The organism is Thermaerobacter composti (assembly GCF_033582035.1).
Lineage (GTDB): Bacteria > Bacillota > Sulfobacillia > Thermaerobacterales > Thermaerobacteraceae > Thermaerobacter > Thermaerobacter composti.
In genome coordinates, this window is the sequence record NZ_CP132508.1 from 1,738,940 (window position 1) to 1,762,395 (window position 23,456).

Here is a 23,456-nt window from a genome sequence, read left to right on the forward strand (position 1 = left end):
GGTGCCCGACGGCACCCGCCGGCGGCCCCGGCCGGCGTGACCCGCCTACCCTGTAGTACAATGTTTCCTGGCAACCGTGTCGATCGTCCACGACGAAGGAGCGTGCAGGGCGATGGCCACAGCGACGCCGACCCTCCCGCGGCCCCAGGAGGTCCCCCGCGACCGGTTCGAGCAGGAGGTCCTGCAGCACAGGGGCCAGGTCCTCGTGGAGCTCTGGCGACCGGGCAAGGATACCCGGTTCTTCACGCAGGCGCTGGTGGAGCAGGCCCAGCGGCACCCCGACGTCAAGCTGGTCCGGATCAACGTCGACGAGTACCGGGACCTGATCGACGAGTACCACCGGCGCCGTGCCATCAACCAGACCTATGACCTCGCCCACGTGCCGGGCGTGGCCCTCTTCCGCAACGGCAAGCTGATCACGACGATGAAGCCGCTGATCGTCAACTCCCATCCCGACCTGATCACCGACAACGTCCGCCGCCAGCTGGACGTCTTCCTGGCCAAGTTCGTCGAAGACGTCAAGACCTCGGTACCCACGGACGAATCCGACGCCCCCGGCGGCGCCGGGGCGGCCGACGACCGGGACGCCAAGGTCAAGGCCGCCCTGGAGAAGGCGGCACGGCTGAAGGCGGAGCGGGCCAAGCAGCGAGCGGCTTCGGGCGACGGGGCGGGCGCGCGGCCGGAGGCGCCCGGTGGCGGCCCGGGGGCGGGGGCGAAGGCCGCCGCGGCCGGTGGGGCCGCGAAGGACGCCCGCGTGCAAGCGGCGCTGGAGAAGGCGGCGCGGCTCAAGGCCGAGCGGGCCCAGCGGCAGGCGGCCAGCGCCGGCACCGCCGCCGCAGGCGGGTCCACGGACCGGCCCGCGGCGCCCCCCTCCACCGCCCCGAAGGCCACGTCCACCGAGGGTGCGGCCGCGGCCCCGGAGCGCCGGCAGGCGGCCGCCCCGGGCGCGAAGGCCGAGGGCGCAGGCCAGGGGACTGGAGCGGCGCCCGAGGCTGCCCAGGGCGGCGGCGAGCCGCCGGCCGACGAGGACCGGTCCTCGTAGGCGCCGGGTCGTCGCCGCCCGGCGGCGACGACCCGGCGCAGGCGACGGCGGGGCGGGGGCGAGGATCCGCCGATCCTCGCCCCCGCCCCGCCGCGTTCCTCCCGGCCGCCTCGCACCCCGGCCCGCCCCTTGGCGTGCACCGCCGCATCCCCCAGCCCACGCCCCACGGCGGCTCAGTCGATGCGCTCGTAGGCCGGGATCGTCAGGAACTCGATGAAGTCCCGGCTGAGGGCCACCAGCTCGAACAGCTCCCGGGCCTCGTCGAAGCGGCCGGTGCGGAAGAAGTCGTCGCCCACCGCCTGCCGGATGGCCTCCATCTCCTCGTCGGCGATCCGCCGGACCAGGTCGGCGGTCACCGTGGGCCCCCCGTCCAAGCGGGCACCGTGATACGTCCACTGCCAGACCTGGGCGCGGGCGATCTCGGCCGTGGCGGCGTCCTCCATCAGGTTGAAGATGGCGGCGGCCCCGTTGCCCCGCAGCCACGAGGCCAGGTACTGGATGCCGACGCTGACGTTGTTGCGCAAGCCGGCCTCGGTGATGCGCCCGCCGGGCACCCGCACGTCCAGCAGGTCGCGGGCCGTGACCTGGACGTCGTCCCGCTGGCGGTCCACCTGGTTGGGCCGCTCGCCCAGGACGCCGTCGAAGACCTCCATCGCCACGGGCACCAGGTCGGGGTGGGCCACCCAGGTACCGTCGAAGCCGTCCCCCGCCTCGCGGACCTTGTCCTCCCGCACCTTGGCCAGCGCCACCTCGTTGACCTTCGGATCCTTCCGGCTGGGGATGAACGCGGCCATGCCGCCGATGGCATGGGCCCCCCGCCTGTGGCAGGTCTTGACCAGCAGCTCGGTGTAGGCCCGCATGAAGGGCACGGTCATCGTCACCTGGGCGCGGTCCGGCAAGAGGAAAGCGGGATCGTGCCGGAACTTCTTGATCACGCTGAAGATGTAGTCCCAGCGCCCGGCGTTGAGCCCCGCGGCGTGGTCCCGCAGCTCGTAGAGGATCTCGTCCATCTCGAAGGCGGCCAGGATCGTCTCCACCAGCACCGTGGCCTTGATGGAGCCCCGCGGGATGCCCAGCGCGTCCTGGGCCAGGTTGAACACGTCGTTCCAGAGCCGCGCCTCCAGGTGGCTCTCCAGCTTCGGGAGGTAGAAGTACGGCCCGGAGCCCTTCTCCAGCAGACGGTGGGCGTTGTGGAAGAAGTAGAGGCCGAAGTCGAAGAGGCTCGCCGACACGGGCTCGCCGTCCACCAGCACGTGCTTCTCCACCAGGTGCCAGCCCCGCGGCCGCACCACCAGGGTGGCCACCCGCTCCCCGAGGCGATAGTGGCGGCCGTCCGGGCTGGTGTACTCGATGGTGCCCGCCACCGCGTCGATCAGGTTGATCTGGCCCTGGATGCAGTTGTCCCACGTGGGGGTGTTGGCGTCCTCGAAGTCGGCCATGAACACCCGCGCCCCGGAGTTCAGCGCGTTGATCATCATCTTCCGGTCCACGGGGCCGGTGATCTCCACGCGACGGTCCTGCAGGTCCCGCGGGACCGGGGCCACGCGCCAATCCCCCTCCCGGATGGCACGGGTGGAGGCCAGGAAGTCCGGGCGGGCCCCCGCCGCCAGCTCCTGCTGCCGCTCGGCCCGCCGCTGGAGCAGCCGCTCGCGCACCGGGTTGAACTCCCGGTGCAGGCGGGCCACGAAGGCCAGCGCCTCCGGCGTCAGGACCTGGTCGTACCGTTCCCGCAGCGGTCCCCGCACCTCGATGCCGTCCAGGGCCGCCATGCCCATCCCTCCCCGTCGCTGGGCCGCCGCCGGTCACCTCTCCACCGGCCGCAGCCGTCCCCCGCAGCGCATCCCCCTGGTGCACGCCGAGCCCGCCGGGCCCACGGGGCGACGGGGCCGCCGCCCCTGGGGCCGGGCGCCGCCAGGCGCCGCCGGCCACCGTCGCCCGCCGCCCGGCGCGCGTTGCGCACGGCGATCCCCCGCGGCCGCCCCGCCCTCGGCCTTCGCCGCCCGTCCCGCCGTCCCTGCCGGAGGCGGCCAGCCGCCGGTCTCGGGGGGTGGACGACCTCGCCGGCGCCGTGAGCGGAACCCGTCCCGACAAGGCCGCTGCGGCCGGTCCCTCCGCGCCCCTGGCGTCGGGGCCCCCAGCCCTGCGCCCCGTCCCGCCGCCCGCGGCGAGGGCCCGGCGATCGGCGTCGCCGGGCCCCCTGGCCGGTTCTTCCGCCGCGGCCGATGCCGCGGTGGGCCCTGAAGCGCTACTGACGTAAAGCCCCCTCCCCCGGTGCCCCTGCCGGGCGTCGGTCGGGCCCGCACCGGCTCGGTGCCGACGTCACGCCCGCCACAGCTGGCCCAGGACCTGCTGCGCCGTCTGGTAGACGAAGAAGGCATAGAAGAGCGAGAGCGCCACCAGGCCCAGGCGCGCGAGCCATCCCGGCCGCAGCTCCGGCGGCAGGATCCGGGTGTTGAGCCACAGCAGCGTCAGCCCCCCGACCACGAAGGCCACGCCGGCCATGTTGGCCACCAGCAGCACCAGGGTCAGGGGGTTGTAGGCGAACAAGAAGGCCAGCCAGACCGTGACCACGGCCATGATGAGGTAGTAGACCACGCGGATGTCGTCCCGCGTCCAGCGCCCCAATCCCAGCGACCAGACCAGGTCGGTGAGGTGCCGCACCACGGCGTCGGTGGCGCTGAGCTGGGTCCCCCACAGGACCCAGAAGCCGATGAGCAGCACCCAGACCCAGCCGAGACCGCCCAGGAAGCGGGAGACCGCCTCGGCCTGGATGGCCGCCACGTCGTAGGTGCCCTTCAACGGCGTCCCCGGCGCGATCAGGCCCACGGCCAGCAGCACGCACAGGTACATGCCCAGCAGGCAACCGCCGAGGTACAGCGTCCACTGCTCCCACCGGCTGTACCGGAGCCATTCGCGGAACCGCGCCAGGCTCTCGGCGGTCAGGTCGAAGATCTTCCCGGTGGTCGAGACCTGCACCTTGCGGCCGCCGATCAGGGCGGGGATGTACCCCACCTGGCCGCCCATGCCCCAGCCGCGGTCGCGCATCCAGTTGGAGGCCGCCATGTTGAGCACGCCGCCGGTGGCCGCGTAGCCGGCGAACCCGCCGATCAGGGCCCAGTCCACGCGGCCGCCCTCGCCCGAGGGCAGGAACCCGAACTGGAAGAACCCGGCGGCGACGCGGCCCCACCACTCCCAGGGCACGAGCCAGAGGTCGAGGACGATCAGGCTGGCGAAGATGAAGACCACGGCGAAGGTCGAGACCCGCGTCAGGGTCCGCTCGACCCGCGTCCCGAAGGCGACCACCAGCATGACCAGCAGCATCGCCAGGATGCCGTAGACCAGGACCAGCCCGCGATCGGCGTCCGCGGGCAGGCGCCCCAGGTGCAGGGCGGCCAGCGCCGTGGCCGACGAGGCGGCCCACCCCGGGGACACCGAGAGGATGCAGATCAGCGCCCAGACCGGTCCCCAGAACCACCGGCCGGGCCACAGGCGCATCAGGCCGGGGATGACCGACTCGCCGGTGGCCAGGGTGTAGCGCTGGCACTCCAGGTTGAAGATCGTCTGCAGCACGGTGGCCACGGTGACGATCCACAGCAGGGCCGGGCCGTACTGGATCACCGTCCGCGGCCCCAGCAGCCACTCGCCGCTGCCGATGGAGATGCTGATCAGGATGGCGCTGACGCCGACCATCCCGAGGAAGTTGCGCAGGGTGAAGGGAGGCGGCGCTGGAAGCTCGCCCACCTCCATGGCCGGGCCGAACCCCATGGGCACGGTGCGCACGGCCTTCGCCACGGTTCACCCCTCCCGTCGCGGAGCGTCCACCCCCGCCGGCAACCCTCCAGTCGCCGCTCCGCATGCCCCGGGCACCCACCGCCAGCGGGGGCGGGCGTCCCGGCCCCGCCAGCGATCCGCCAACCCGGTGCGCATGCCACCGCCCCCGACCACCGGTCCACCCCCCTGCGACCGGCGGGCCGGGGCGTCCATCCCGCCCGCGCCGGGCTCCTCGCCGCACCCTGCGGCGGGCGCCCGGCGGGCCGACTCCTCCGCCCTCCGCGTCGGATCCCGCCCCGGTCCGACGCGACGCCCCCCGCGCCGCCGCCCCGGCGCGCCATCCCCCCTCCCCTCCTTCGGGGGCGAACCCGCCCCCGGCGGCTCGCCCCTCCCTCGCCCGACGATCTGACCCGCCCCCATCACCCTTATGACGGGACCGGCGTCCCCACCACCTTCCCCGGATTGAGGATCCCCAGGGGATCCAGCACCGCCTTGAGGGCGCGCATCAGCTCCACCGCCTCCGCCCCGTGCTCCGCTTCCAGGTACTTGACCTTGCCCATGCCGACGCCGTGCTCGCCGGTGCAGGTGCCGCCCCGGGCCAGGGCATCGCGGACGATGCGCTCGTTGACCGCCTCGGCCCGCCGGACCTCGGCCGGATCGTCGGGGTCGACCATGAAGGTCACGTGGTAGTTGCCGTCGCCCACGTGCCCCAGGATGGCGGCCTCGAGGCCGTGTTCCTCCGCCACCCGGCGGGCGAAGGCGACGGCCGCCGGCAGCTGGGAGAGGGGCACGCAGACGTCCGTGGCCATCATGCGGCGACCGGGAGCCGCGGCGGCGATGGCCAGCGCCGCCTGGTGCCGCGCCTCCCACAGCCGCTCCCGGGCGGCCGGCTCGGTCTCGAAGGCGAAGTCCACGCCCTCTTCCAGGGCGGCCAGCTCCTGGGCCAGGGCCACCTCCTCGCGCACCGCGGCCTCGGTCCCGGCGAACTCGAGGAACAGGGTGGGCCGCTCGGGATACCGCGTGCCCTTGTACGCGTTGACCGCCCGGATCGTCGGGGCATCGACCAGCTCCACGCGGGCGACGGGCACGCCGGCGCGGATCAGGGCCACCGCCACCCGCGCCGCCGCCTCCACGCTGGGGAAGCTGGCCCGGGCGGCCAGGACGAACTCGGGCAACGGGTAGATGCGCAGGATGGCCTCGGTCACCACCCCCAGCGTGCCCTCGGACCCGACGAAGAGCGCGGTCAGGTTGTACCCGGCCGACGACTTCACCGCGCGGCTGCCCGTGCGGATCACCCGGCCCCCGGCGAGGACCACCTCGAGCCCCAGCACCTGGTGCTTCATGGCGCCGTAGCGCACGGCGTTGGTGCCGCTGGCGTTGTTGGCGATCATGCCGCCGATGGTGGCGTCGGCGCCGGGATCGACCGGGAAGAACAGGCCCTCGCGGGCCAGACGCTGGTTGAGCCGCGAGCGCGTCACGCCCGGCTGCACCCGCACCAGGAAGTCCTCGGGGCGGACCTCGAGGATGGCGTCCATGCGGGTCATGTCGAGGCTGATCCCGCCCGCCAGGGGCACCGTGTGCCCCTCGAGGCTGCTGCCCACGCCGAAGGGCACCACGGGCACCCGGTGCCGCGCCGCCCATTCCAGGACCGCCCGCACGTCGTCGGTCGACTCGGGGTAGACCACCGCATCGGGCAGGCGAGGCCGGTGGTAGCTGAAGTCGTGGCTGTGGTGCTCGCGCACCGCCTGCCCGGTGCCCACCTTGCGGGGGTCGCCCAGCAGCGATCGCAGCTCGTCGAGTTGCGTCGGCGTCGGCCGGTTCAGCGACGGTGCCGGCACCCCCCTCCCTCCCTCCATCGACGGCCCGGCCCTTCCGGCCTGGACCGATCCTTGCGCAGCGCCCGCATGGCGACGGTACGCCGGCGAGCCGCTCCCCACCCGGCGCCGTCGCCCCCGGAGTCGCCGCGGGGCGCCCTGGTGAGGCCCGGCGTCCCTGGATCCGCGGGACCCGCCGGCCGCCTCAGCCGTAGGCCTCGGCCAAGACCTCCACCGTGTGGACGACGGGCAGCGACAGGCCCTCCCGTTCCAGCCCCTGCCGGATCTGCACCAGGCAGCCGATGTTGCCCGTGGCCACCGCCTGGGCGCCGCTGCGGCGGATGCTGGCCACCTTGCGCGCCTGCAGCCGCCGGGCCAGGTCGGGATGCTCCAGGTTGTAGGTGCCCGCCGATCCGCAGCAGAGGTCGGGCTCGTCCAGCTCCACCAGCTCCAGGTTCGGGATGGCGGCCAGCAGCCGCCGGGGCGCCTCCCGAACCCCCTGGCCGTGGGCCAGGTGGCAGGCGTCGTGGTAGGCGACGCGGCGGGGTGCCGGCAGCGGCCCCGGTGCGCGGGGGCCCAGTTCGTCCAGGAACTCGGCCACGTCCCGCACCCGGGCGGCCAGGGCCCGCGCGCGCTCCTCCGCCGGGTGCCCGGCGAAGAGGTGGCCGTACTCCCGCATCGCCGAACCGCAGCCGGCGGCGTTGACCACCACGGCGTCCACGTCCGCGGGAAAGGCGCGGAGGTTGCGGGCGGCCAGGCGCCGCGCCCGCTCCAGGTCGCCGGCGTGCAGGGGCAGGGCCCCGCAGCAGCCCTGGACCGGCGGCACCACCACCTCGACGCCGTTGGCCGCCAGCACCTGGGCGGTGGCGCGGTTGATCCGCGGCGCCAGGACCTGCTGGACGCACCCGACGAGCAGGGCGACGCGGGCCCGGCGACGGCCGCGGGCGGGGATGACGCGGGGCAGCGGGTCGGGCGGAGGCACCCGGGGTGGCGCCAGCTCCAGCAACGCCACCAGCTGCCGCAACAGCCGCCGGAGCGGGCTGGAAGCCTCGGCCGCTCCCGCGGCGGCCACCGCCGGGGCGAACCCCGCCGCGCGATCGACCGATCCGGGGGCGACTGGCGAGCCCGCCGCTTCGCCGCCCGCACCCCCGGCGGCGGCCGTCCCATCGGCGGCGCCGGCCGTCGGCGAGTCACCGGCGACGGCGGCCGCGGACCCCCGGGGCTCGGCCGCCAGCCGCCCCAGGGCGCCCCGGAGACGGGGCCCGACGGCCGCCGCCAGCCGCACCGCGCGGCGGAACCTCCGGGGATCGGTCAGCGTGGCCAGCAGGGCGAACCGCAGCCACCGCTCCGTCCGCGGCCGGGGGGCCTGCGCCTCGCGCAGGGCCCGGAAGGGGGTCAGCAGCTCGCCGTAGCGGACCCCGGAGGGGCACGCAGAGACGCAGGCGAGGCAGCCCAGACAGCGGTCCACGTGGGCGGCCACGCTGCCGCCCACGGGGATGCGCCCCTCCAGCGCCTCCTTCATCAGGTAGATGCGCCCGCGGGGCGAGTCCATCTCCTCGCCCAGCAGCAGGTACGTGGGGCAGGCGCTCAGGCAGAAGCCGCAGTGGACGCAGGCATCGACCGCCGCGGCCATGGCGGGGCCGGCGGGCCCCAGGCGGTCCACCGGGATCTGGTGCTGCACGGGTCAGCCCCCTCCCCCGTTCCCGTCGTCGCCGTGCCGTCGCGGCCGCGTCGGGGATCGGGCCCACCGGCGCGGGGCTCAGACGCCCTCCTCCCACGGAAGGGGCGGCAGGCGGCCGTGGGGATCGAAGACCCGCTTGAGGGCCTGAGCCACCGCGGTGCCGGCGGGCGGCACCAGGTACCCGCCGGGCCACGGGCCGCTGCCCGCCCAGAGCAGGGCCGGCACCGCCGCCGCTCGCAGGGCCGGCAGCAACGCCTCCCAGGCCGGTTCGTCCGGGAAGAGGACCCACGCCGCCGTGGCCGCCTGGCTGTGCAGGCGCCGGGCGCCGTGGCGGTCGAGCAGCGCGTCCAGCTCGGGCATCAGGGCCGGCCGGCTGTAGAGCCGCAGCAGGGGGCCCCCGTCCGCCCGGCCCGCATCCCGCCTCCCCGCCCACGCCAGCTCCCGCAGGGCGGTCCAGAGCCGGCGCTCCGCTGCACCCGCCAGCACCTCGGCCGCCGGGGGGCGACCGGTGGCCTCGCGCACGCATTCGATCACCCGATCGGCCCAGCCGCGGAGGATGGTCGCGGGACCGCCGATCCGGACCAGGAGCAGGTAGGCCGACCCCGCCGGCTCGGTGGGCGCCGCGGGGGCGACCTCCGCCGGGAGGAGCCCGTCGAGGACGCCGGGCGCCGCGACCTCGAGGGCGTGGGGCTCCAGCGGCGAGCGGTAGAGGGCCCGCAGGGCGGTGGCGGCCTCGGCGACGTCGGGACAGGCCAGGACCACGGTGAGGAACTCCTCGGGGCGGGGGAAGACCTTGAAAGTCAGCTCGGCCAGCACGGCGAACCGACCCATGCTGCCGCAGAGGAACTTGGGCAGGTCGTACCCGGCGGCGTTCTTCACCACCCGTCCCCCCGCGCGCACCACCCGCCCCTCGCCGTCGACGCAGGTGACCCCCAGCACGAAGTCGCGGACGCCACCGTACCGCAGCCGGCAGGCCCCCGAGACCCCCATGGCCACGGTGCCGCCCACGGTGGCGCCGGCGTCGACCAACAGCGGGTCGAAGGGCAGGTATTGCCCGTGCTCGGCCAGCAGGGCCTCCAGGGCGGCGACGGGCGTCCCGGCGCGGACCGTCACCGTGAACTCCGCCGGGTCGTACTCCACCACCCCCGCCAGGCCGGTGGTGTCCAGGACCAGGACGTCATCCGCGGCCCAGGGGTTCGCGGCGTCCCGCCCCCCGCCGGCCGGCGGCGCCGGCGCCGCCTCCCAGGACCGCACCTTGGTGCCGCCACCCCGGGGCAGCACCCGGCGGGCCTCGCGCACCAGGCGGGCCAGCTCCTCGAGGGAGGCGGGCCGGACGACGGCCGCCCGCTCCGGCCCCCCGTCGGGCCGCCCGGCGGCGGTCACCGTCGCTCCCCCCTGCGCCCGCCGGCCGCCGCCACCGGATCGCCCGGCCCGGCCCCGCGGCCGCCCTCCGCCGGTCCCCGGGACGCCTCGTCGCGCGGCGCCGGGCCGGCAGCAGTGCCCCGTGCCGGCGCCGGTTCGTCCGGGAAGACCTTCCCCGGGTTCGCCAGCTCGTCGGGATCGAAGGCGCGGCGGATGCGACGCATCAGGTCCAGGGTCACGGGATCGAACAGCCGCGGGAGGAAGCGGCGCTTCTCCAGCCCCACGCCGTGCTCGCCGGTGATGGATCCCCCCAGCTCGATGCAGGCCTCGATGATGGCGGCGGCCAGCTCCTCCGCCCGCTCCACCGTCTCCGGCGAGCGGTCGTCCAGGAGGATCAGCGGGTGGAGGTTGCCGTCGCCGGCGTGGAAGACGTTGGCCACCCGCAGGCCGTGCCGCGCCGCCAGCGCCTGGATGCGGGCCAGGGCCTCCCCCAGCCGGGTCCGGGGCACCACGCCGTCCTGGACCAGGTAGCCGAGGCTGATGTGGCCGACGGCGGAGAAGGCGCTCTTGCGCCCCTTCCACAGGCGCATGCGCTCGGCCTCGTCCCGGGCGAGGCGGACCGCCTGGGGCCCCGAGCCCTCGATGACCGCCATCAGGCGCCGGAGGTCGGCCTCCACCTCGTCCCGCGGCCCGTCGAGCTCGACGATCAACACCGCGCCCGCGTCCCGCGGGTAGCCGGCGCCGACGGCGGCCTCGGCGGCCTCGATGGCCAGGCGATCCATGATCTCCATGGCCGCCGGCAGGAGCCCCGCGGCCACCACCGCGCTGACGGCGTCCCCCGCCTGCTCCAGGCGCTGGTAGGCCGCCAGCACGGTCCGCACCGCCTCCGGGCGGGGCAGCAGCCGGACGGTCACCTCGACCACCACCCCGAACTGGCCCTCGGCGCCCGTGAAGAGCCCCGGCAGGTCCGGGCCCGCCACGTCGAGGCTCGCACCGCCCACCTCCACCGTCTCGCCCGTGGCCAGCACGACCTTCATGCCGAGCACGTGGTTCGCGGTCATCCCGTACTTCAGGCAGTGGGCGCCACCGGAGTTGAACGACACGTTGCCCCCGATGGTGCAGATCACCTGGCTCGAGGGGTCGGGCGCGTAGTAGAGCCCGTAGGGGGCGGCCGCCTTGCTGATCTGCAGGTTCACCACGCCAGGTTCGACCACCGCCAGCCGCTGGTCAGGATCCAGGTGCAGGATGCGGTTCATGCGGTTCAGGGCGATGACGATCCCGCCGGGTACGGGCACCGCGGCTCCGGAGAGGCTGGTGCCGCTGCCCCGGGCGACGAAGGGCACGCCGTGCTCCCGGCACAGCCGCACCGTCGCCGCCACCTGCTCCCGGGACGTGGGCAGCACCACCGCCAGCGGCCGGGCCCGGAAGACCGTCAACCCGTCGCACTCGTAGGCCGCCAGCTGGGCCGGGTCCGTATGCATCGCCCCCGGCGGGTAGAGTCGCCGCAGTGCGGCGAGGAAGGCCGCCGTCCGCCCCGCCTCCATGGCCATCGCCCCCGCTCCGGGGTTCGTCGTCTCGCCGTCCGCCTTTGGGGGGATTCGCAATCGGTGGCGTCTCGCTTTAGGGATTCTTATTCCTTGTGATCGACCGAGTTCCTGGTGCCGCCGCGGCGCTCGGCTGGTGCCGCCGCGCCGCGCGGCGGCCGGTCGGTGGCCCCAGGGCGGTCCGGGCAACAGCCCTGGCGGACGAACGCGGCCCTGCGGCGCCGGTAGGAACGGGGTCGTGGGGCCGCGAAATCAGCGACGGCGATCCGGCACCGGCGCGGGAGACGGAGGCGGTGCCGTGGCCTGGCCGCGGCGGAACGGGGGCGGTGCCGTGTTCGACGGCGACGGCATCCGGGTGCTCCAGCAGGTGGCGACGCCCGGCCTCGATGCGGTGGCCCAGCTTTTCACGTACCTGGGCAGCGAGTACTTCTACATGCTGGTCCTGCCCTTCGTGTACTGGTGCCTGGACCGGCGGCGCGGCCACCAGCTGGCCTTCCTCTTCCTCGCGTCGATGTGGCTCAACGGGTTCCTCAAGGAGCTGGCCAACCTGCCGCGGCCCTCGGCCCTCTTCGACGGGGTGCGCGTGCTGGTGCGGGAGACGAGCCCGGGCTTCCCCTCCGGCCACGCCCAGGGCGCCATGACGTTGTTCGGCTACCTGTGGCTCGAGTACCGCGCCCGCTGGTGGCGCGCGCTGGCGCCGGTGCTGATCGCCCTGATCGCCTTCTCGCGGCCCTATCTGGGCGTCCACTACCTGGGGGACACCCTGGGCGGACTGGCCATCGGGGCGGCCGTGATGGCCGCCTTCCGCTGGGGGTTCCGGCGCGGCCTGGGCGGGGCCTGGCCGCGCCGCCGCAAGCGGGTGGCGACCGTGGTGGTCCCCCTGCTGCTCCTGCCGCTCTGCGGCGAGTCCGTCGCCTACCAGACCCTGGGCTTCCTCATGGGGTTCCTGGCCGGCGACCTCGACGCCTTCGCGGCCTTCCCCCTGCGCACCCCGGCGCCGGCGCGGGTGGCCATCGCCCGGTGGGTGGTGGGCATGGCCGGCTTCGCCGCCCTCTATGCCCTCCACGGGGCGCTGATCCCCAACGGGCTGCCGGAACTCCCCGGCTACGCCTTGCTGGGCCTCTGGGTGACCGCCGGGGCGCCCTGGTGTTTCCACCGCCTGGGGCTGGCGGGCCCGTCGGCGCGGACCGCGGCCGCAGGGAGCCCGGCGGCGGGGCCGGGCGATGCTCCCACCGGCGCCGGGCCGGCCGGGTCGGAGGGCGCCGATCCGGTCGGGCTCCTCGGCGCGTCGGGCCGCCCGATGCGCGGCGGCGGGCCGGCCGGCGGGCGACCGGCTCAGCGGCTGGGGCGGCTCGCCCTCGGATTGCTGGCCGCCGCGGTGGTGGGCAGCGTCCTCGCCCGGCCGCCGGTGCCCCGGGAGGCGTTCGGCCCGATGGCCGGGCCGTCCCCCGACCGGCCGCTGCCGCTGGTCATCGCCCACCGGGGCGGGGATCGGCGCCCCGAGAACACGCTGGCCAGCTTCCGGTACGCCGCGGCGCTGGGCGCGGACTGGGTGGAGCTGGACGTCCACCGCATCGCCGACGGCGCCCTGGTGGTGCTCCACGACGAGACCGTCGACCGGACCACCGACGGCTCCGGCGACGTCCACGCCATGACGCTGGAGCAGGTGAAGGCCCTGGATGCCGGGTACCGCTGGACGCCCGACGGCGGCCGCACCTACCCCTACCGCGGCCGGGGGCTGAGGATCCCCACCCTGGAGGAGGTCCTCGCGGCGCTGCCCCGCCAGCGGCTGCTGATCGAGCTCAAGGACGACGATCCCCGGCTGGCCGAGGACGTGGCCCGCACGCTCCGGGAGCACGGCGCCACCCGGCGCGTGATGGTGGCCTCCTTCCACGACCGCACCCTGCGCCACTTCCGCGCGGTGGCGCCCGAGGTGCCCACCAGCCTCGCCAGCGGGGAGGCGCTGCGGTTCGTGGTGGCGCAGCGGCTCGGCCTGACGCCCTTCCTGCGGCCGCCGGGGGTGGCGTTGCAGGTGCCCGAGTACCACGGCCCCCTCAAGGTCTTCGCGGCGGGACTCGTCCGTCTCGCCCACAACCGCGGGCTGGAGGTCCACGCCTGGACGGTCAACGACCCCCGCAAGATGGAGCAGCTCTTCCTCGCCGGGGCCGACGGGATCGTGACGGACCGGCCGGACCTGGCCCTGGCGGTGCGGTCCCACCTGTTCGGGCCCCCGGGCGCGGGCGGGGCCGCGGACGCCGGCCGTGCGCCCGCCGGGGGGCGCCGGCCGCGGCCGGGGCTTCACCCGGATCCAGGCTCCGTGGGCTCCACCGCCTTCGCGCCGGTCGGCGCCGTCCGCGACCGCGCAAGCAGCCGCTGAACCGTGGCCCCCACCAGCCGATCCCGCAGGCCCGTGGGCAGCCAGCGCAGGAGGCGGATCTGCCGGGCGTGGCCCGGCGGCGCCACCAGGTAGCGGGACCGCGGCCGCCGCGCCGTGAGGGCGTGGACCACGGCCTCGGCCACCACCTCGGGCGCCAGACCCCGCCGGGCGTTGCGCTCGGCGACCCGGGTCATGGCCGCCACCGCGGCCTGGTAGACGGGGGCCGCATCCGGTGGCGGCGGGAGCAGGGAGCGCCGGGCGACCTCCACCGAGCGGGCCCAGATGGGCGTGGCCACCGCCGCCGGCTCGATGAGGCACACCTGGATGCGCCAGGGGGCCAGCTCGATGCGCAGCGCGTCGGCCAAGGCCTCCAGGGCGAACTTGGAGGCCGCGTAGGGACCCATGAAGGGCAGGGCGACCAGGCCGGCGACGGAGCCCATGAGCACGAGGCGCCCCCGCCCGCGGCGCAGGGCCGGCAGCAGCGCCCGCGTGACGGCCACCACGCCCACCACGTTGACCTCCAGCTGGTGGCGCCACACCGCCTCGGGGACGAGCTCCACCGGCCCGGCGGCGGCGATGCCGGCGTTGTTCACCAGCCCCTGCAGCCCGGCCGCCCCCGTCCATCGATCCACCGCCTCGGCCGCGGCCCGCACGTGGGCCGGGTTCGTCACGTCCAGCAGGACCGGTTCGACCGCCGGCCCGGCGGCCTGCCGCAGGGCGCGGCCGTCGGCCTCCCGGCGCACGCCCGCCAGGACCCGCCAGCCCCGCTGGGCCAGGGCCAGGGCGGTGGCCCGGCCGATGCCGCTGCTGGCGCCGGTGATCAGGACCGTGGGCACCCCCCATCCCTCCCGTGCCGCACCGGCGGGCCCCGCGCCCCGGGTCCATCCGAGGTCCCTAGGTGGTGGCGGCGCGGTCCGCCAGGTCCTGGAGCGTGTCGGCCACCAGCGACCGCACCAGCTCCACCTTGAACCCGCTTCCGGCCAGCGGCCGGGCCCCTTCCACGGCCCGCTCCCCGGCCTCCCAGGCCGTCGCCCCGTCGAGGGCGCGCCCCCGCAGCCACGCCTCGACGGCCTCGAGGCGCCAGGGCTTCAGGGCGACGCCGCCCAGCGCCAGCCGCACCGCCCCCACCACGGGACCCGGCGCCCAACGGACCCAGGCCGCGAGGCTGACCAGCGCGAACTGCCACACCCGCCGATCCATGACCTTGCGGTACGTGCTGGCGGAGGGCTCGGCAAGCGGTGGCAGGACCACGGCCGTCACCAACTCGTCGGGCCGGCGGACGGTCAGACCCGGCGCCCCGGCCGTCGGCCGGCCGGTGAAGTAGGCGTCCACCGGCACGCGGCGCCGCGTGATGCGCCCCGCTTCCCACCGGGCCAGCTCTACCTCCGCCCCCAGCGCCGTCAGGGCGACGGCGGGATCCGAGGGATGGACGGCCCCGCAGCCCTCCCCGGGCTCCCCCGGGCCGTGGCCGAAGATGGCCTGGAAGGGCGCCGCCGCCTCGGGCGCCGCGCAGCTGCAGTGGTCGTCGCCGGCGAAGCGGCACGGCAACCCGCTGCGGTAGTGCCAGCAGCGCACCCGCTGCTCGAGGTTGCCGCCCAAGGTCGCCCGGTTGCGCAGGGCCGGCGTCGCCGAGGCCGCCGCGGCTTCCGCCAGCGCCTGGTACGCGGGCGGCAGGGCGCCGGCGCGCGCCAGCTCCGAGAGGGTGACCAGGGCGCCGATGCGCCACCCGCCTTCGGCGTCCGGCCCCATGCCCTGGAGGGCGTCGAGGCGCCCGATGTCCAGCAGGCGCGACGGCTGGCGCCGATGCCGTCGCCACAGGGTCAGGAGGTCGGTGCCGCCCGCCAGCACCACGGGCCGCGGGTCCCCCGTCGCCGCCGGACCCCCGGCGAGGACGGCCAGGGCCTCCTCCAGGGTTCGCGCCCGCGCGTAGGCCGGGGCGCCGGCGGCCGTCCCCGACGGATCCGGCGGGACGCCGTGCTCGGCAGCCGCCATCCGGTCCGCCTCCGTGGCCGTCCCCCGCTCCGAGCCCCGTTCCGCCCTCACCGGCCCTCACCTCCTCCAGCCGCGCCGCCGTCCGCCGGGCGTCGGGGTCGCCGGCGCCCGTCGGGCCCGATGCCGTGCCGCCGGAGCAGCTCCAGCACCCGCGCCCGGGTCAGGGGCAGCTCCCGTACGGGGATGCCCGTCGCGTGGTAGAAGGCGTTGGCGATGGCCGCCGCCGTGGGGATGATGGGCGGCTCGCCCGCCCCCTTGACGCCCAGGTTGTTGCCGTGGGGGTCGGGGTCGTCGGTGAAGGCCACGTGCAGCCGCGGGACGTCGGCCACGGTGGGCACCCGGTAGTTCTCCAGGTTCGCGTTGAGCACCCGGCCGCTGACGGGGTCGACGACCCGCTCCTCGAACAGGGCGAAGCCCAGGCCCTGGATCATGCCGCCCTCCATCTGGGCCGTGGCCGTCAGGGGGTTGACCACCCGCCCGATGTCGTGGACCGCCCACAGGTCCAGGACCCGCACCTCGCCGGTGGCGGGGTCCACCTCGATCTCGGCGAACTGGGCGCCAAAGGTGTGGATGGCGTACTCGTCGGGGTTGGGACCGCGGCTCCCCCGGCCGGTGATCACGTACTGCCCCAGGGTCTTGCCGAGCTCCGCCAGGTCGACGCCGCGGTCCGGGGCGCCCCGGACCTGCACCCGTCCCGGAGGAACCAGCTCCAGGTCGCGGGGGTCGGCCTCCAGCAGCCCCGCCGCCAGCTCCACGACCTGCCGCGCCGCGTCGGCGGCCGCGGAGCGCACCGCCGGGCCCACGGACGGCACCGTCATGCTGCCGGCACTGATGGGCGCGTAGGGCCCGCCGTCGGTGTCGCCCAGGAGCACCCGCACCCGCTCGATGGGCACGCCCAGCTCCTCGGCGGCGATCTGCGCCAGCACCGTGCGGGTGCCGGTGCCGATGTCCTGGCTGGCCGTCACCACGGTGACCGTGCCGTCGGGGTGGATGCGCACCTCCGCCTGGGCCGGCGGCCCGCCGGCGCCGCCCCAGATCTGGCTGGCCATGCCGATGCCGCGCAGCTTCGGCCGGCGGGCTCCCGCGCGGACCGAAGCCGCCGCCGGCGTCGCGGGGCCGCCCCCTGCGAACCCGTCGGCCCGCTCGCCCCGGTCCGGCGCGGCGAGCGCCCTGCCCGCCGCGGCCGCGCCGGCGCCGCCACGCCCCGGCCCCGGGGCCGGTTCGTCCGCCCCGGTCCCCTCCGCCGCCGAGGGACCCAGCGGCGGCCGGCGCCGCTTCGCCTCCCATCCCGCCATGGCCGCGCCCAGGGCGTACGCCTTCCGCAGCCCCTTGGAGGAGTAGGGCCGACCGCTGGTGGGGTCGACGTCGGTGTGGTTCCGCAGGCGCAGCTCGATGGGATCCAGGTCGAGGCGCCGGGCCAGCTCGTCCATCAGCACCTCCAGGGCCACGGTGCCCTCCACGTACCCGGGGGCGCGGAAGGCCGACGCCGGTCCCGTGTTGGTGTGGACGGGCACCTCCACGGTGCGCACGTTGGGGCAGGCATACAGCTGCCGGGCCGGGCCGCCGATGGCCCCCGGGCTGCCCATCGCCCCCACCGCCGCGTAGGCCTCCAGGTCGATGGCCACCAGCCGGCCGTCGGCGGTGGCGCCCAGCTTGAGGCGCTGCAGGGTGCTGTGGCGGTTGCCCGCCGCCAGGTTCTCCTCCTCGCGGTCCAGCACGCACCGCACCGGCCGGCCCAGCTGGCGGCTGAGGATGCCGGCCAGCACCGTGTACTTGTGCAAGCCGTTCTTGCTGCCGAACCCGCCGCCCATGTGCTCCTTGACCACCCGCACCCGGTGGACGGGCAGGCCGAACAGCTGGGCGAACCGGTCCCGCACCCCGAAGATGTGCTGGGTCGAGTCGTAGATGGTCACCTTGTCGGGCTGCCAGTCCACCACGCTGCCATGGGTCTCCATGCAGTTGTGCAGCTGCACCGGGGTGCGGAAGGTGCCCTCGACCACCACCGCCGCCTGGCGCAGGCCGGCCTCCACGTCGCCGCGGCTGTAGCGAGCCGCGCGGTCCCAGCGCACGTTGCCCTGCGGACGAACCGGCGGCGCGTCGGGCTTCATCGCCTCCTCCAGGTCGACCACGAAGGGCAGCGGATCGTACTCCACCTCGAGGGCCGCCGCCGCGGCGCGGGCCGTGGCCAGGTCCCGCGCCGCCACCACCGCCACCTCGTCGCCGTGGTACCGCACCACCGGGTTGAGGACGCGGTCGCCCTCCCGGCCCCAGGGGATGGGCGGGCAGTTCTCGTGGGTCAGCACCGCCAGCACCCCGGGGATGGCCAGGGCGCGCTCCGTGCGGATGGCGCGGATGCGGGCGTGGGGGTAGGGGCTGCGCACGATCACCGCGTGGACCATGCCGGGCAGGCGCACGTCGTGGGTGTAGCGCGCCCGTCCCGTCACCTTCTCCCAGGCGTCGACCCGGGTCTGGGGCCGGCCGACGTAGCGCAGCGCGGCCCCATCGGGCAGGGGGCCGGCGGGATCGTCTTCCACCACGACGTACCGCTCCTGGACCCGGCCCTCGAACTCGAACCGGGTCTTAACGAGCCGGGGCACCCCGCGTCCCCCCTTCCCCGTCGGTGGCGCCGTCCGCGGAGCCGTCGTCCCCGCGGCGGCTCGCCGCCGTCTCCGCCCCACCCGCCATCGTCGCCGCCGCCCGGAGGGCCGCCTTGACGATGCGCGGGTAGGCGCCGCAGCGGCAAAGGTTGCCCGCCAGGGCCGCCTGCACCTGCTCGGGGGTCGGCCGGGGCTCCCGGTCCAGCAGCGCCTTGACCGCCATGATCTGACCCGGCGTGCAGAAGCCGCACTGCAGGGCGTCCTCGGCGACGAACGCCTCCTGCACGGGGTGGAGCCGGTCCTCCCGCGCCAGTCCCTCCACCGTCTCGACCCGCCCGCCGTCGCAGGCCGCCGCCAGCACGAGACAGCTGTAGACCAGCGCTCCGTCGAGGATCACGCTGCAGGCGCCGCAGTTGCCCTCCTCGCAGCCGATCTTGGTCCCGGTCAGCCCCAGGCGGTCCCGGAGGAACGTGGCCAGGGTCTCCGTGGCGGGCACCTCGCCCACCCAGGTCTCGCCGTTGACCTCGAGCCGGACCGCCACCGACGGGTGGAAGGCCGTCGCCGGCAGCCCCGGAACGGCGCCCTGGGGGCTGCGGCCGCCCGCCCGCCGCGGTCCCCCGCCTTCCGCCCCCGGTCCGTCGGGCCGGCCGTCGATCCGTCGCTCCTCGTCGCGCAACGTAGGCCATCGCCTCCCCATCGCCGCCGTCCCATCCCGCGGGCCGGCCGTCGGTCCCGGCCCCGCTCGGCGGCTCGCGACCCTGCGGCGGGGCGGCCCGCCCGCCGCGACGCCTGGGGCAGGCGGCCCATCGCGGGCCGGGCCCTCGCCCCCTGCCCCAGGCCGCCTGCCGGCCCGCCGCCCCGCGGCGCGCCGCCGCGACGCGCGCCTTTTCCCCGCGGGCCTGCCCCGGCGTCTCGGGCGCGGACGCAATCGGCATCAATCGCCCGCAGCGCCGCCACCTCGGCGTCCGCCAGAGGATGCCCGGCCCGGTCCGCGGGGCGGCCTCGGCCCGCCCCGCGGACCGGGCCGCCGCCTACCGCCCCTGCGCCGCCGGCTACCGCCCCTTCCACTGGGGGGCGCGCTTCTCCAGGAAGGCCTGCATGCCCTCCTTCTGGTCCTCCGTCGCGAAGAGGCTGTAGAACAGCCGCCGCTCGAACTCCAGCCCGGCGCCCAGCGGCGTCTCGTAGGCCTGCAGCACGGCCGCCTTGGCCATCTGCACGGCCAGGGGCGGCATCCCGGCGATGGCGTGGGCCAGGCGCAGGGCCTCGGGAAGGCACTGCTCGTCGGGCACCACCTTGGTCACCAGACCCCAGGCCTCCGCCTCCCGGGCCGGGATCATGCGTCCCGTGAGGATGGCCTCCATCGCCTTGTACTTGCCCGCCACCCGCGTCAGCCGCTGGGTACCCCCGGCGCCCGGCATCACGCCGATCTTGATCTCCGGCTGGCCGAACTGGGCCGACTCCCCCGCCACGATCAGGTCGCAGCCCATGGCCAGCTCGAACCCACCGCCGAGGCAGTAGCCCTGGACCGCGGCGATGACGGGCTTGCGGATGCGCCAGAGGCGCTGCCAGGTCCCCAGCAGGTCGTCGCCCGTCACCTCCGCCAGGCCCTTGTCCGCCATCTCGGCGATGTCGGCGCCGGCGGCGAAGGCGCGCTCGTTGCCCGTCAGCACCATGCAGCGGATGGCGGGATCGCGGTCGAAGGCGCTCAGGGCGTCGGCCAGCTCCTCGATCAGCGCCCGGCACAGGGCGTTCAGCACCTTGGGCCGGTTGAGCCGGACGATTCCGACCGGCCCGTCGGTCTCGACCAGCAGGTATCCGTCGCTGCGGCTCCGCCCATCCCCCGTCGCGGTCAAGGCGGCTCACCTCCGCCCCTTCATTCGCCTGGGAAGAACCGGTTCCCTGCGTACGCCTCCGTCGCCCCTCGGCGGAACGGACCGCGGCTCGCCGGCGCCCGTTCTGCTATCATGAGCAAGGCGCCTTACGCCGGGGCTCCCACGCCCTCCAGCGGCGTCCGGCGCGCCCGGTCGGCCGGCGTCCCTCGGCGCGGGCCGCCGGGGGTCGCGGCCAAGGCGCGCCCCGTCCCACCCATGCGGGGAGGAACGACCCGTGAGCACCGGCAAGCGCGAGCGCAACGCACCAGCAAACCCCGCACCGGGCGCCGCCGGCCTCCCGCCGGAGGCGACGTCCGATGGCGCCGCGCCCGGTGGGGCCCCCTTCCTCGAGGCCCTCTTCGGGGAGGTCGGGACGCGGGCCGGTTCGACCGACGACGGCGCGGGTGCCCCGGGCACGCCGTCCACCGGGACCGCCGCAGCCGGCGCCGCCCGTCGCCCGACGATGCCACCGGGGACGGGCCCGCGGGCACCGTGGACCTTCCTCCCCCGCACCTGGCTCGAGCCCGCAGCCGGCCAGTCGAGCCCCTGGCGCACCGAGGAGGGTCTGTCGCCGCGGCCCCTGACGCCCTACTCCGCCGCCCTGTGGCAGGAGACGTTGCCCCCGCTCACCGCCCGCATCAGCCGGGACCTCTCCCTGCCCAGCGACGGTGTCGACCTAGCCGTGGACGAACACGGCCGGCTGCTCGGCCGCCCGCACCCGGTGGGCCGTGCACCGGGGGTCTTGACCTGGCGGGCCGCCCGCCACGGCTGGACGGCGGGCCGCCAGGCGGCAACGCTGGTGCGCTGGTGGGATGAGGCCGGCCCCCGCACCCTGCTGGCCGACGCCGGCGAGCTGCGGCTGCGGGTGATCCCCCTCGAGCGCCAGGACCCCAGCGATCCCGCGACCGCCCGGGAGTGGCGGCGGGTGCTGGAACGCTGCCGGGAGATCTGGCTGACCCACCTCGACCGCATGCTGCGGCTGGAAGCGTTGGCCACCTTGAGTTTCTGGCAGCTGGAGGCGTTGCTTGACGCCTTCCGCCTGCCGGGGTCGCCGCGGGCCGCCGACCTGGTCCCCGTGCCGGGGGTGGTCGCCGAGATCCCCCAGCGCCTCTGGCACCTGGCCGCCCGCGGGCGGGAAGACGCGGCGGTGACCGCCGTCTTCACGGAGCCACCCTATCATCCGCGCCTCTCCCGCCTCGCCGCCGGGGTCCGGCCAGGGCTCGACCGCTCGGCCGCCGCGTCCCCGACGCAGGTCGCGCACCCTGCGCCCTTCTTCGCGCTCTGGCACCAGTTCCTCGAGCGTTACGGCTACGTGGCCTGGCCGGCCGCCGAGCTGGCGGCGCCGACCTGGGCCGAGGACCCCGAGCCGGTGCTGGCCCTGCTGGCCCGGTTCTTCCACGACCGCCGCCTCAGCCCCATCGCCGACGAGATCAACGCCCGCAGGCGCCAGCAGGCCCTCGAGGCGGCCATCGCCCGCCACCTGGAGCGCCGCCCCCTGGACCGCGGGCGCGTGGCGGCGACGCACCGGCTGGCCGAGGCCACCGGCCGGGCGGCCGCGGAGATGGGCTACCACATGCTGGTCCTGCGCTCCTGGTGGCGCCGGGCGGTGCTGGGGGCCGGCCGCGCCCTGACCGCCCGGGGCCTGTTGGAGGAACCGGCCGCGGTGTGGCGGCTGACCCCGCACGAACTGGAGGCTGCGCTGGCGGCCGCCGGGACTCGGGGGACGCCGGGCAGCGGGCCGGGCGGCGGCCCCGACGATCCGCCGTCCGCCGCCTTCGGAGCCGACGGGATCGAACACGGCCCCACTCACGGGGCCAACGCCGACTCGCCCGCCGGCGGCGTCGACGCCGCCGGCGGGACCCGGCAGGGGTCGACGGGCACGGGCGGCCGCTCGCCCGCCGACGGCCCAGGAGGCCGGCGCGGCGCCGAGGGCGACGAACCGGACGACGCGCTCCGGGAGCAGGCCCGGCGGCGTGCCAACGCCATCTTCCGCTACGCCGGCCTCGCGTACTTCGCGCTCCTGGCCCTGATCCCGGTGATCATGGCTCGCCAGGGCGTACTCTGGATCGGTCTCGTGGAGATGGCACGGCTGCTGGTGGAGGTCGTGCTGATCTTCGCGCCGGTGGCGGCGGTGGCAGCGGCGGTCCTCCTGGGCCGGCGGCGCAGGAGCGGCCGCGGGGACCGCAACGCCAAGGCATGACGGCCGGCGACCCCTGGCTGCCGGCGATCCGCTCCGCTCACCGCGGCGCCAGGTGCCCGCTCCGCTCGAGGCCCGCCCGCACCAGGTGGGCCAGGCTCTCTTCCTCCAGCCGGCCGATCATCTGCTCCAGGGTCGGCCCGGCGCATGCCCAGTTGTCCTTGGCGGAGTCGTAGCAGTACAAGAGCCAGCCCTCGGGGCAGTGGTAGATCTCCACCCGCCCGGGCCGGGTGAAGGGTTCGATCCGCGCCACCAGGTCGCCGGTGAAGCGCAGGCGATCCCCCAGCGCGGACACGTCGGGCGCGACCCGCCGCACCTCCGCGACCACCGTCGCCGATGCCGGGTCACGGGCCGGATGGGAGAGCTGCACTTCCTGCGGTTCCATGGTCTGCCGCTCCTTCCCCGACCTCCGCGCGGAAGAACCCGGTCAGGATGGCGGCCAGCCGCTCGAGCCCCTCCACCAGCCGCGGGCCGGGCCGGCCGAACAGGGCCTCGGGCAGCGGCACCACCCGCCCCTGCCGCACGGCCCCGAGTCGCTCCCACCCGGCGCGCGCCGCCACCCGCCGGGGATCCATGTGCCCTTGCAGGGTCCCGCACCAGCAGAGCAGGATCGCGTCGGGCTCCCGCTCCAACACCGCGCCGGGGTCGACGACCCCGCTGGTGCGGTCGAGGTCGGCGAAGATATTCTCCCCGCCCACCATCGCGGCCATGTCGGTGAACCAGCTGTGCCGACCCGGCGTGATCAGCGGCCGCGGCCACCACTCCAGGAACAGCCGCCACGGGCGCCCGCGGCGAGCGACCAGGGCCGCCATGCGGCGGCGGACGGCCGCGGCCCGTTCCTCCAGCTGGCGCACCAGGCGCCGGCCCCGCGGGCCGCAGCCGGTCGCGTCGGCCACCGCCTGGATCGAGGCCAGGACCTCCGGCCATCGCCGGGGATCCAACACCAGGTGGGGGAGGCCGCGGCGGCGCAGGGCCTCGACGTTCCGCTCCATGCCGGGGACGCTCAGGGAGGCGAGGACCAGATCGGGCTTCAGGGCCGCCACCCGGTCCACGTCGATGGTCAGGTCGGGACCGACCCGCGGCAGCTGCGCCACCTCGGGCGGGTAGTCGGAGTGGTCGTCGACCCCCACCACCTGGGGACCGAGGCCCAGGGCGAAGGCGATCTCGGTGTTGCTCGGCGCCAGCGACACGATGCGCATGCGCACCCC

At 76.1% G+C, this 23,456-nt stretch carries 16 protein-coding genes; 3 read left to right on the top strand and 13 right to left on the bottom strand.

What is annotated here, in order from left to right:
* The first annotated feature begins 112 nt into the window (after positions 1 to 112).
* Complete coding sequence (locus tag Q5761_RS07085) at positions 113 to 1,042, top strand: thioredoxin (RefSeq protein ID WP_318750021.1); 930 nt, start codon at positions 113 to 115, stop codon at positions 1,040 to 1,042.
* A 173-nt stretch (positions 1,043 to 1,215) separates the two neighbouring features.
* On the opposite strand, the gene aceB is transcribed toward Q5761_RS07085, so the two are convergent.
* From aceB to Q5761_RS07115, 6 genes are all read right to left on the bottom strand, one after another.
* A complete protein-coding gene (aceB, locus tag Q5761_RS07090; protein WP_318750022.1) occupies positions 1,216 to 2,811 on the bottom strand; it encodes a malate synthase A in 1,596 nt (531 codons plus the stop codon).
* Positions 2,812 to 3,361: 550 nt separating this feature from the next.
* Complete coding sequence (locus tag Q5761_RS07095) at positions 3,362 to 4,834, bottom strand: Nramp family divalent metal transporter (protein ID WP_135225628.1); 1,473 nt, start codon at positions 4,832 to 4,834, stop codon at positions 3,362 to 3,364.
* A 404-nt stretch (positions 4,835 to 5,238) separates the two neighbouring features.
* A complete protein-coding gene (locus tag Q5761_RS07100) occupies positions 5,239 to 6,651 on the bottom strand; it encodes an FAD-binding oxidoreductase (RefSeq protein ID WP_318750023.1) in 1,413 nt (470 codons plus the stop codon).
* A 181-nt stretch (positions 6,652 to 6,832) separates the two neighbouring features.
* On the bottom strand, positions 6,833 to 8,308 hold the full coding sequence (locus Q5761_RS07105) for a (Fe-S)-binding protein (protein ID WP_318750024.1): 1,476 nt from the start codon (positions 8,306 to 8,308) through the stop codon (positions 6,833 to 6,835).
* Between the two features lie 78 nt (positions 8,309 to 8,386).
* On the bottom strand, positions 8,387 to 9,691 hold the full coding sequence (locus Q5761_RS07110) for an FAD-binding oxidoreductase (protein WP_318750025.1): 1,305 nt from the start codon (positions 9,689 to 9,691) through the stop codon (positions 8,387 to 8,389).
* Positions 9,688 to 11,220 (bottom strand): FAD-binding oxidoreductase, encoded by a 1,533-nt coding sequence (locus tag Q5761_RS07115; RefSeq protein WP_243123353.1) that lies wholly within the window; start codon positions 11,218 to 11,220, stop codon positions 9,688 to 9,690. The genes Q5761_RS07110 and Q5761_RS07115 overlap by 4 nt, the downstream gene beginning before the upstream one ends.
* Positions 11,221 to 11,512: 292 nt before the next feature.
* Between Q5761_RS07115 and Q5761_RS07120 the strand changes: the two genes are divergently transcribed.
* Positions 11,513 to 13,591, top strand: coding sequence for a glycerophosphodiester phosphodiesterase family protein (locus Q5761_RS07120; RefSeq protein WP_318750026.1), 2,079 nt, complete (start codon positions 11,513 to 11,515; stop codon positions 13,589 to 13,591).
* Here Q5761_RS07120 and Q5761_RS07125 read toward each other — a convergent pair.
* The 5 genes from Q5761_RS07125 to Q5761_RS07145 all read right to left on the bottom strand — a co-directional run bounded on the left by Q5761_RS07125 (position 13,513) and on the right by Q5761_RS07145 (position 20,033).
* Positions 13,513 to 14,427 (bottom strand): SDR family NAD(P)-dependent oxidoreductase, encoded by a 915-nt coding sequence (locus tag Q5761_RS07125; protein WP_135225632.1) that lies wholly within the window; start codon positions 14,425 to 14,427, stop codon positions 13,513 to 13,515. The two genes, Q5761_RS07120 and Q5761_RS07125, sit on opposite strands and share 79 nt — an antisense overlap.
* Before the next feature lie 58 nt (positions 14,428 to 14,485).
* Positions 14,486 to 15,634, bottom strand: coding sequence for an FAD binding domain-containing protein (locus Q5761_RS07130; protein WP_243123356.1), 1,149 nt, complete (start codon positions 15,632 to 15,634; stop codon positions 14,486 to 14,488).
* Positions 15,631 to 18,180 (bottom strand): xanthine dehydrogenase family protein molybdopterin-binding subunit, encoded by a 2,550-nt coding sequence (locus tag Q5761_RS07135; protein WP_318750027.1) that lies wholly within the window; start codon positions 18,178 to 18,180, stop codon positions 15,631 to 15,633. The genes Q5761_RS07130 and Q5761_RS07135 overlap by 4 nt, the downstream gene beginning before the upstream one ends.
* Entirely contained in the window at positions 18,164 to 18,856 is a 693-nt protein-coding gene (locus tag Q5761_RS07140) for a (2Fe-2S)-binding protein (protein ID WP_318750028.1), read from the bottom strand. Before Q5761_RS07140 ends, Q5761_RS07135 begins: the two co-directional genes overlap by 17 nt.
* 376 nt (positions 18,857 to 19,232) lie before the next feature.
* On the bottom strand, positions 19,233 to 20,033 hold the full coding sequence (locus Q5761_RS07145) for an enoyl-CoA hydratase-related protein (protein WP_318750029.1): 801 nt from the start codon (positions 20,031 to 20,033) through the stop codon (positions 19,233 to 19,235).
* Positions 20,034 to 20,286: 253 nt separating this feature from the next.
* On the opposite strand from Q5761_RS07145, the gene Q5761_RS07150 reads away from it, so the two are divergent.
* On the top strand, positions 20,287 to 22,251 hold the full coding sequence (locus Q5761_RS07150) for a hypothetical protein (protein ID WP_318750030.1): 1,965 nt from the start codon (positions 20,287 to 20,289) through the stop codon (positions 22,249 to 22,251).
* 37 nt (positions 22,252 to 22,288) lie between these two features.
* Here the strand turns inward: Q5761_RS07150 and Q5761_RS07155 are convergent, their stop codons facing one another.
* Both Q5761_RS07155 and Q5761_RS07160 read right to left on the bottom strand, forming a co-directional pair.
* Complete coding sequence (locus Q5761_RS07155; RefSeq protein WP_135225636.1) at positions 22,289 to 22,633, bottom strand: hypothetical protein; 345 nt, start codon at positions 22,631 to 22,633, stop codon at positions 22,289 to 22,291.
* Positions 22,593 to 23,447: a cobalamin-binding protein gene (locus Q5761_RS07160; protein ID WP_318750031.1), complete on the bottom strand. Its 855-nt coding sequence runs from the start codon at positions 23,445 to 23,447 to the stop codon at positions 22,593 to 22,595. Before Q5761_RS07160 ends, Q5761_RS07155 begins: the two co-directional genes overlap by 41 nt.
* Positions 23,448 to 23,456 lie beyond the last annotated feature (9 nt).

Excerpts from the sequence above, each read along its gene's own strand:
- Q5761_RS07085 (WP_318750021.1), top strand. The coding sequence starts at position 113 with ATGGCCACAGCGACGCCGACCCTCCCGCGGCCCCAGGAGGTCCCCCGC.
- aceB (WP_318750022.1), bottom strand. The coding sequence starts at position 2,811 with ATGGCGGCCCTGGACGGCATCGAGGTGCGGGGACCGCTGCGGGAACGG.
- Q5761_RS07115 (WP_243123353.1), bottom strand. The coding sequence starts at position 11,220 with ATGGCCATGGAGGCGGGGCGGACGGCGGCCTTCCTCGCCGCACTGCGG.
- Q5761_RS07155 (WP_135225636.1), bottom strand. The coding sequence starts at position 22,633 with ATGGAACCGCAGGAAGTGCAGCTCTCCCATCCGGCCCGTGACCCGGCA.
- Q5761_RS07160 (WP_318750031.1), bottom strand. The coding sequence starts at position 23,447 with ATGCGCATCGTGTCGCTGGCGCCGAGCAACACCGAGATCGCCTTCGCC.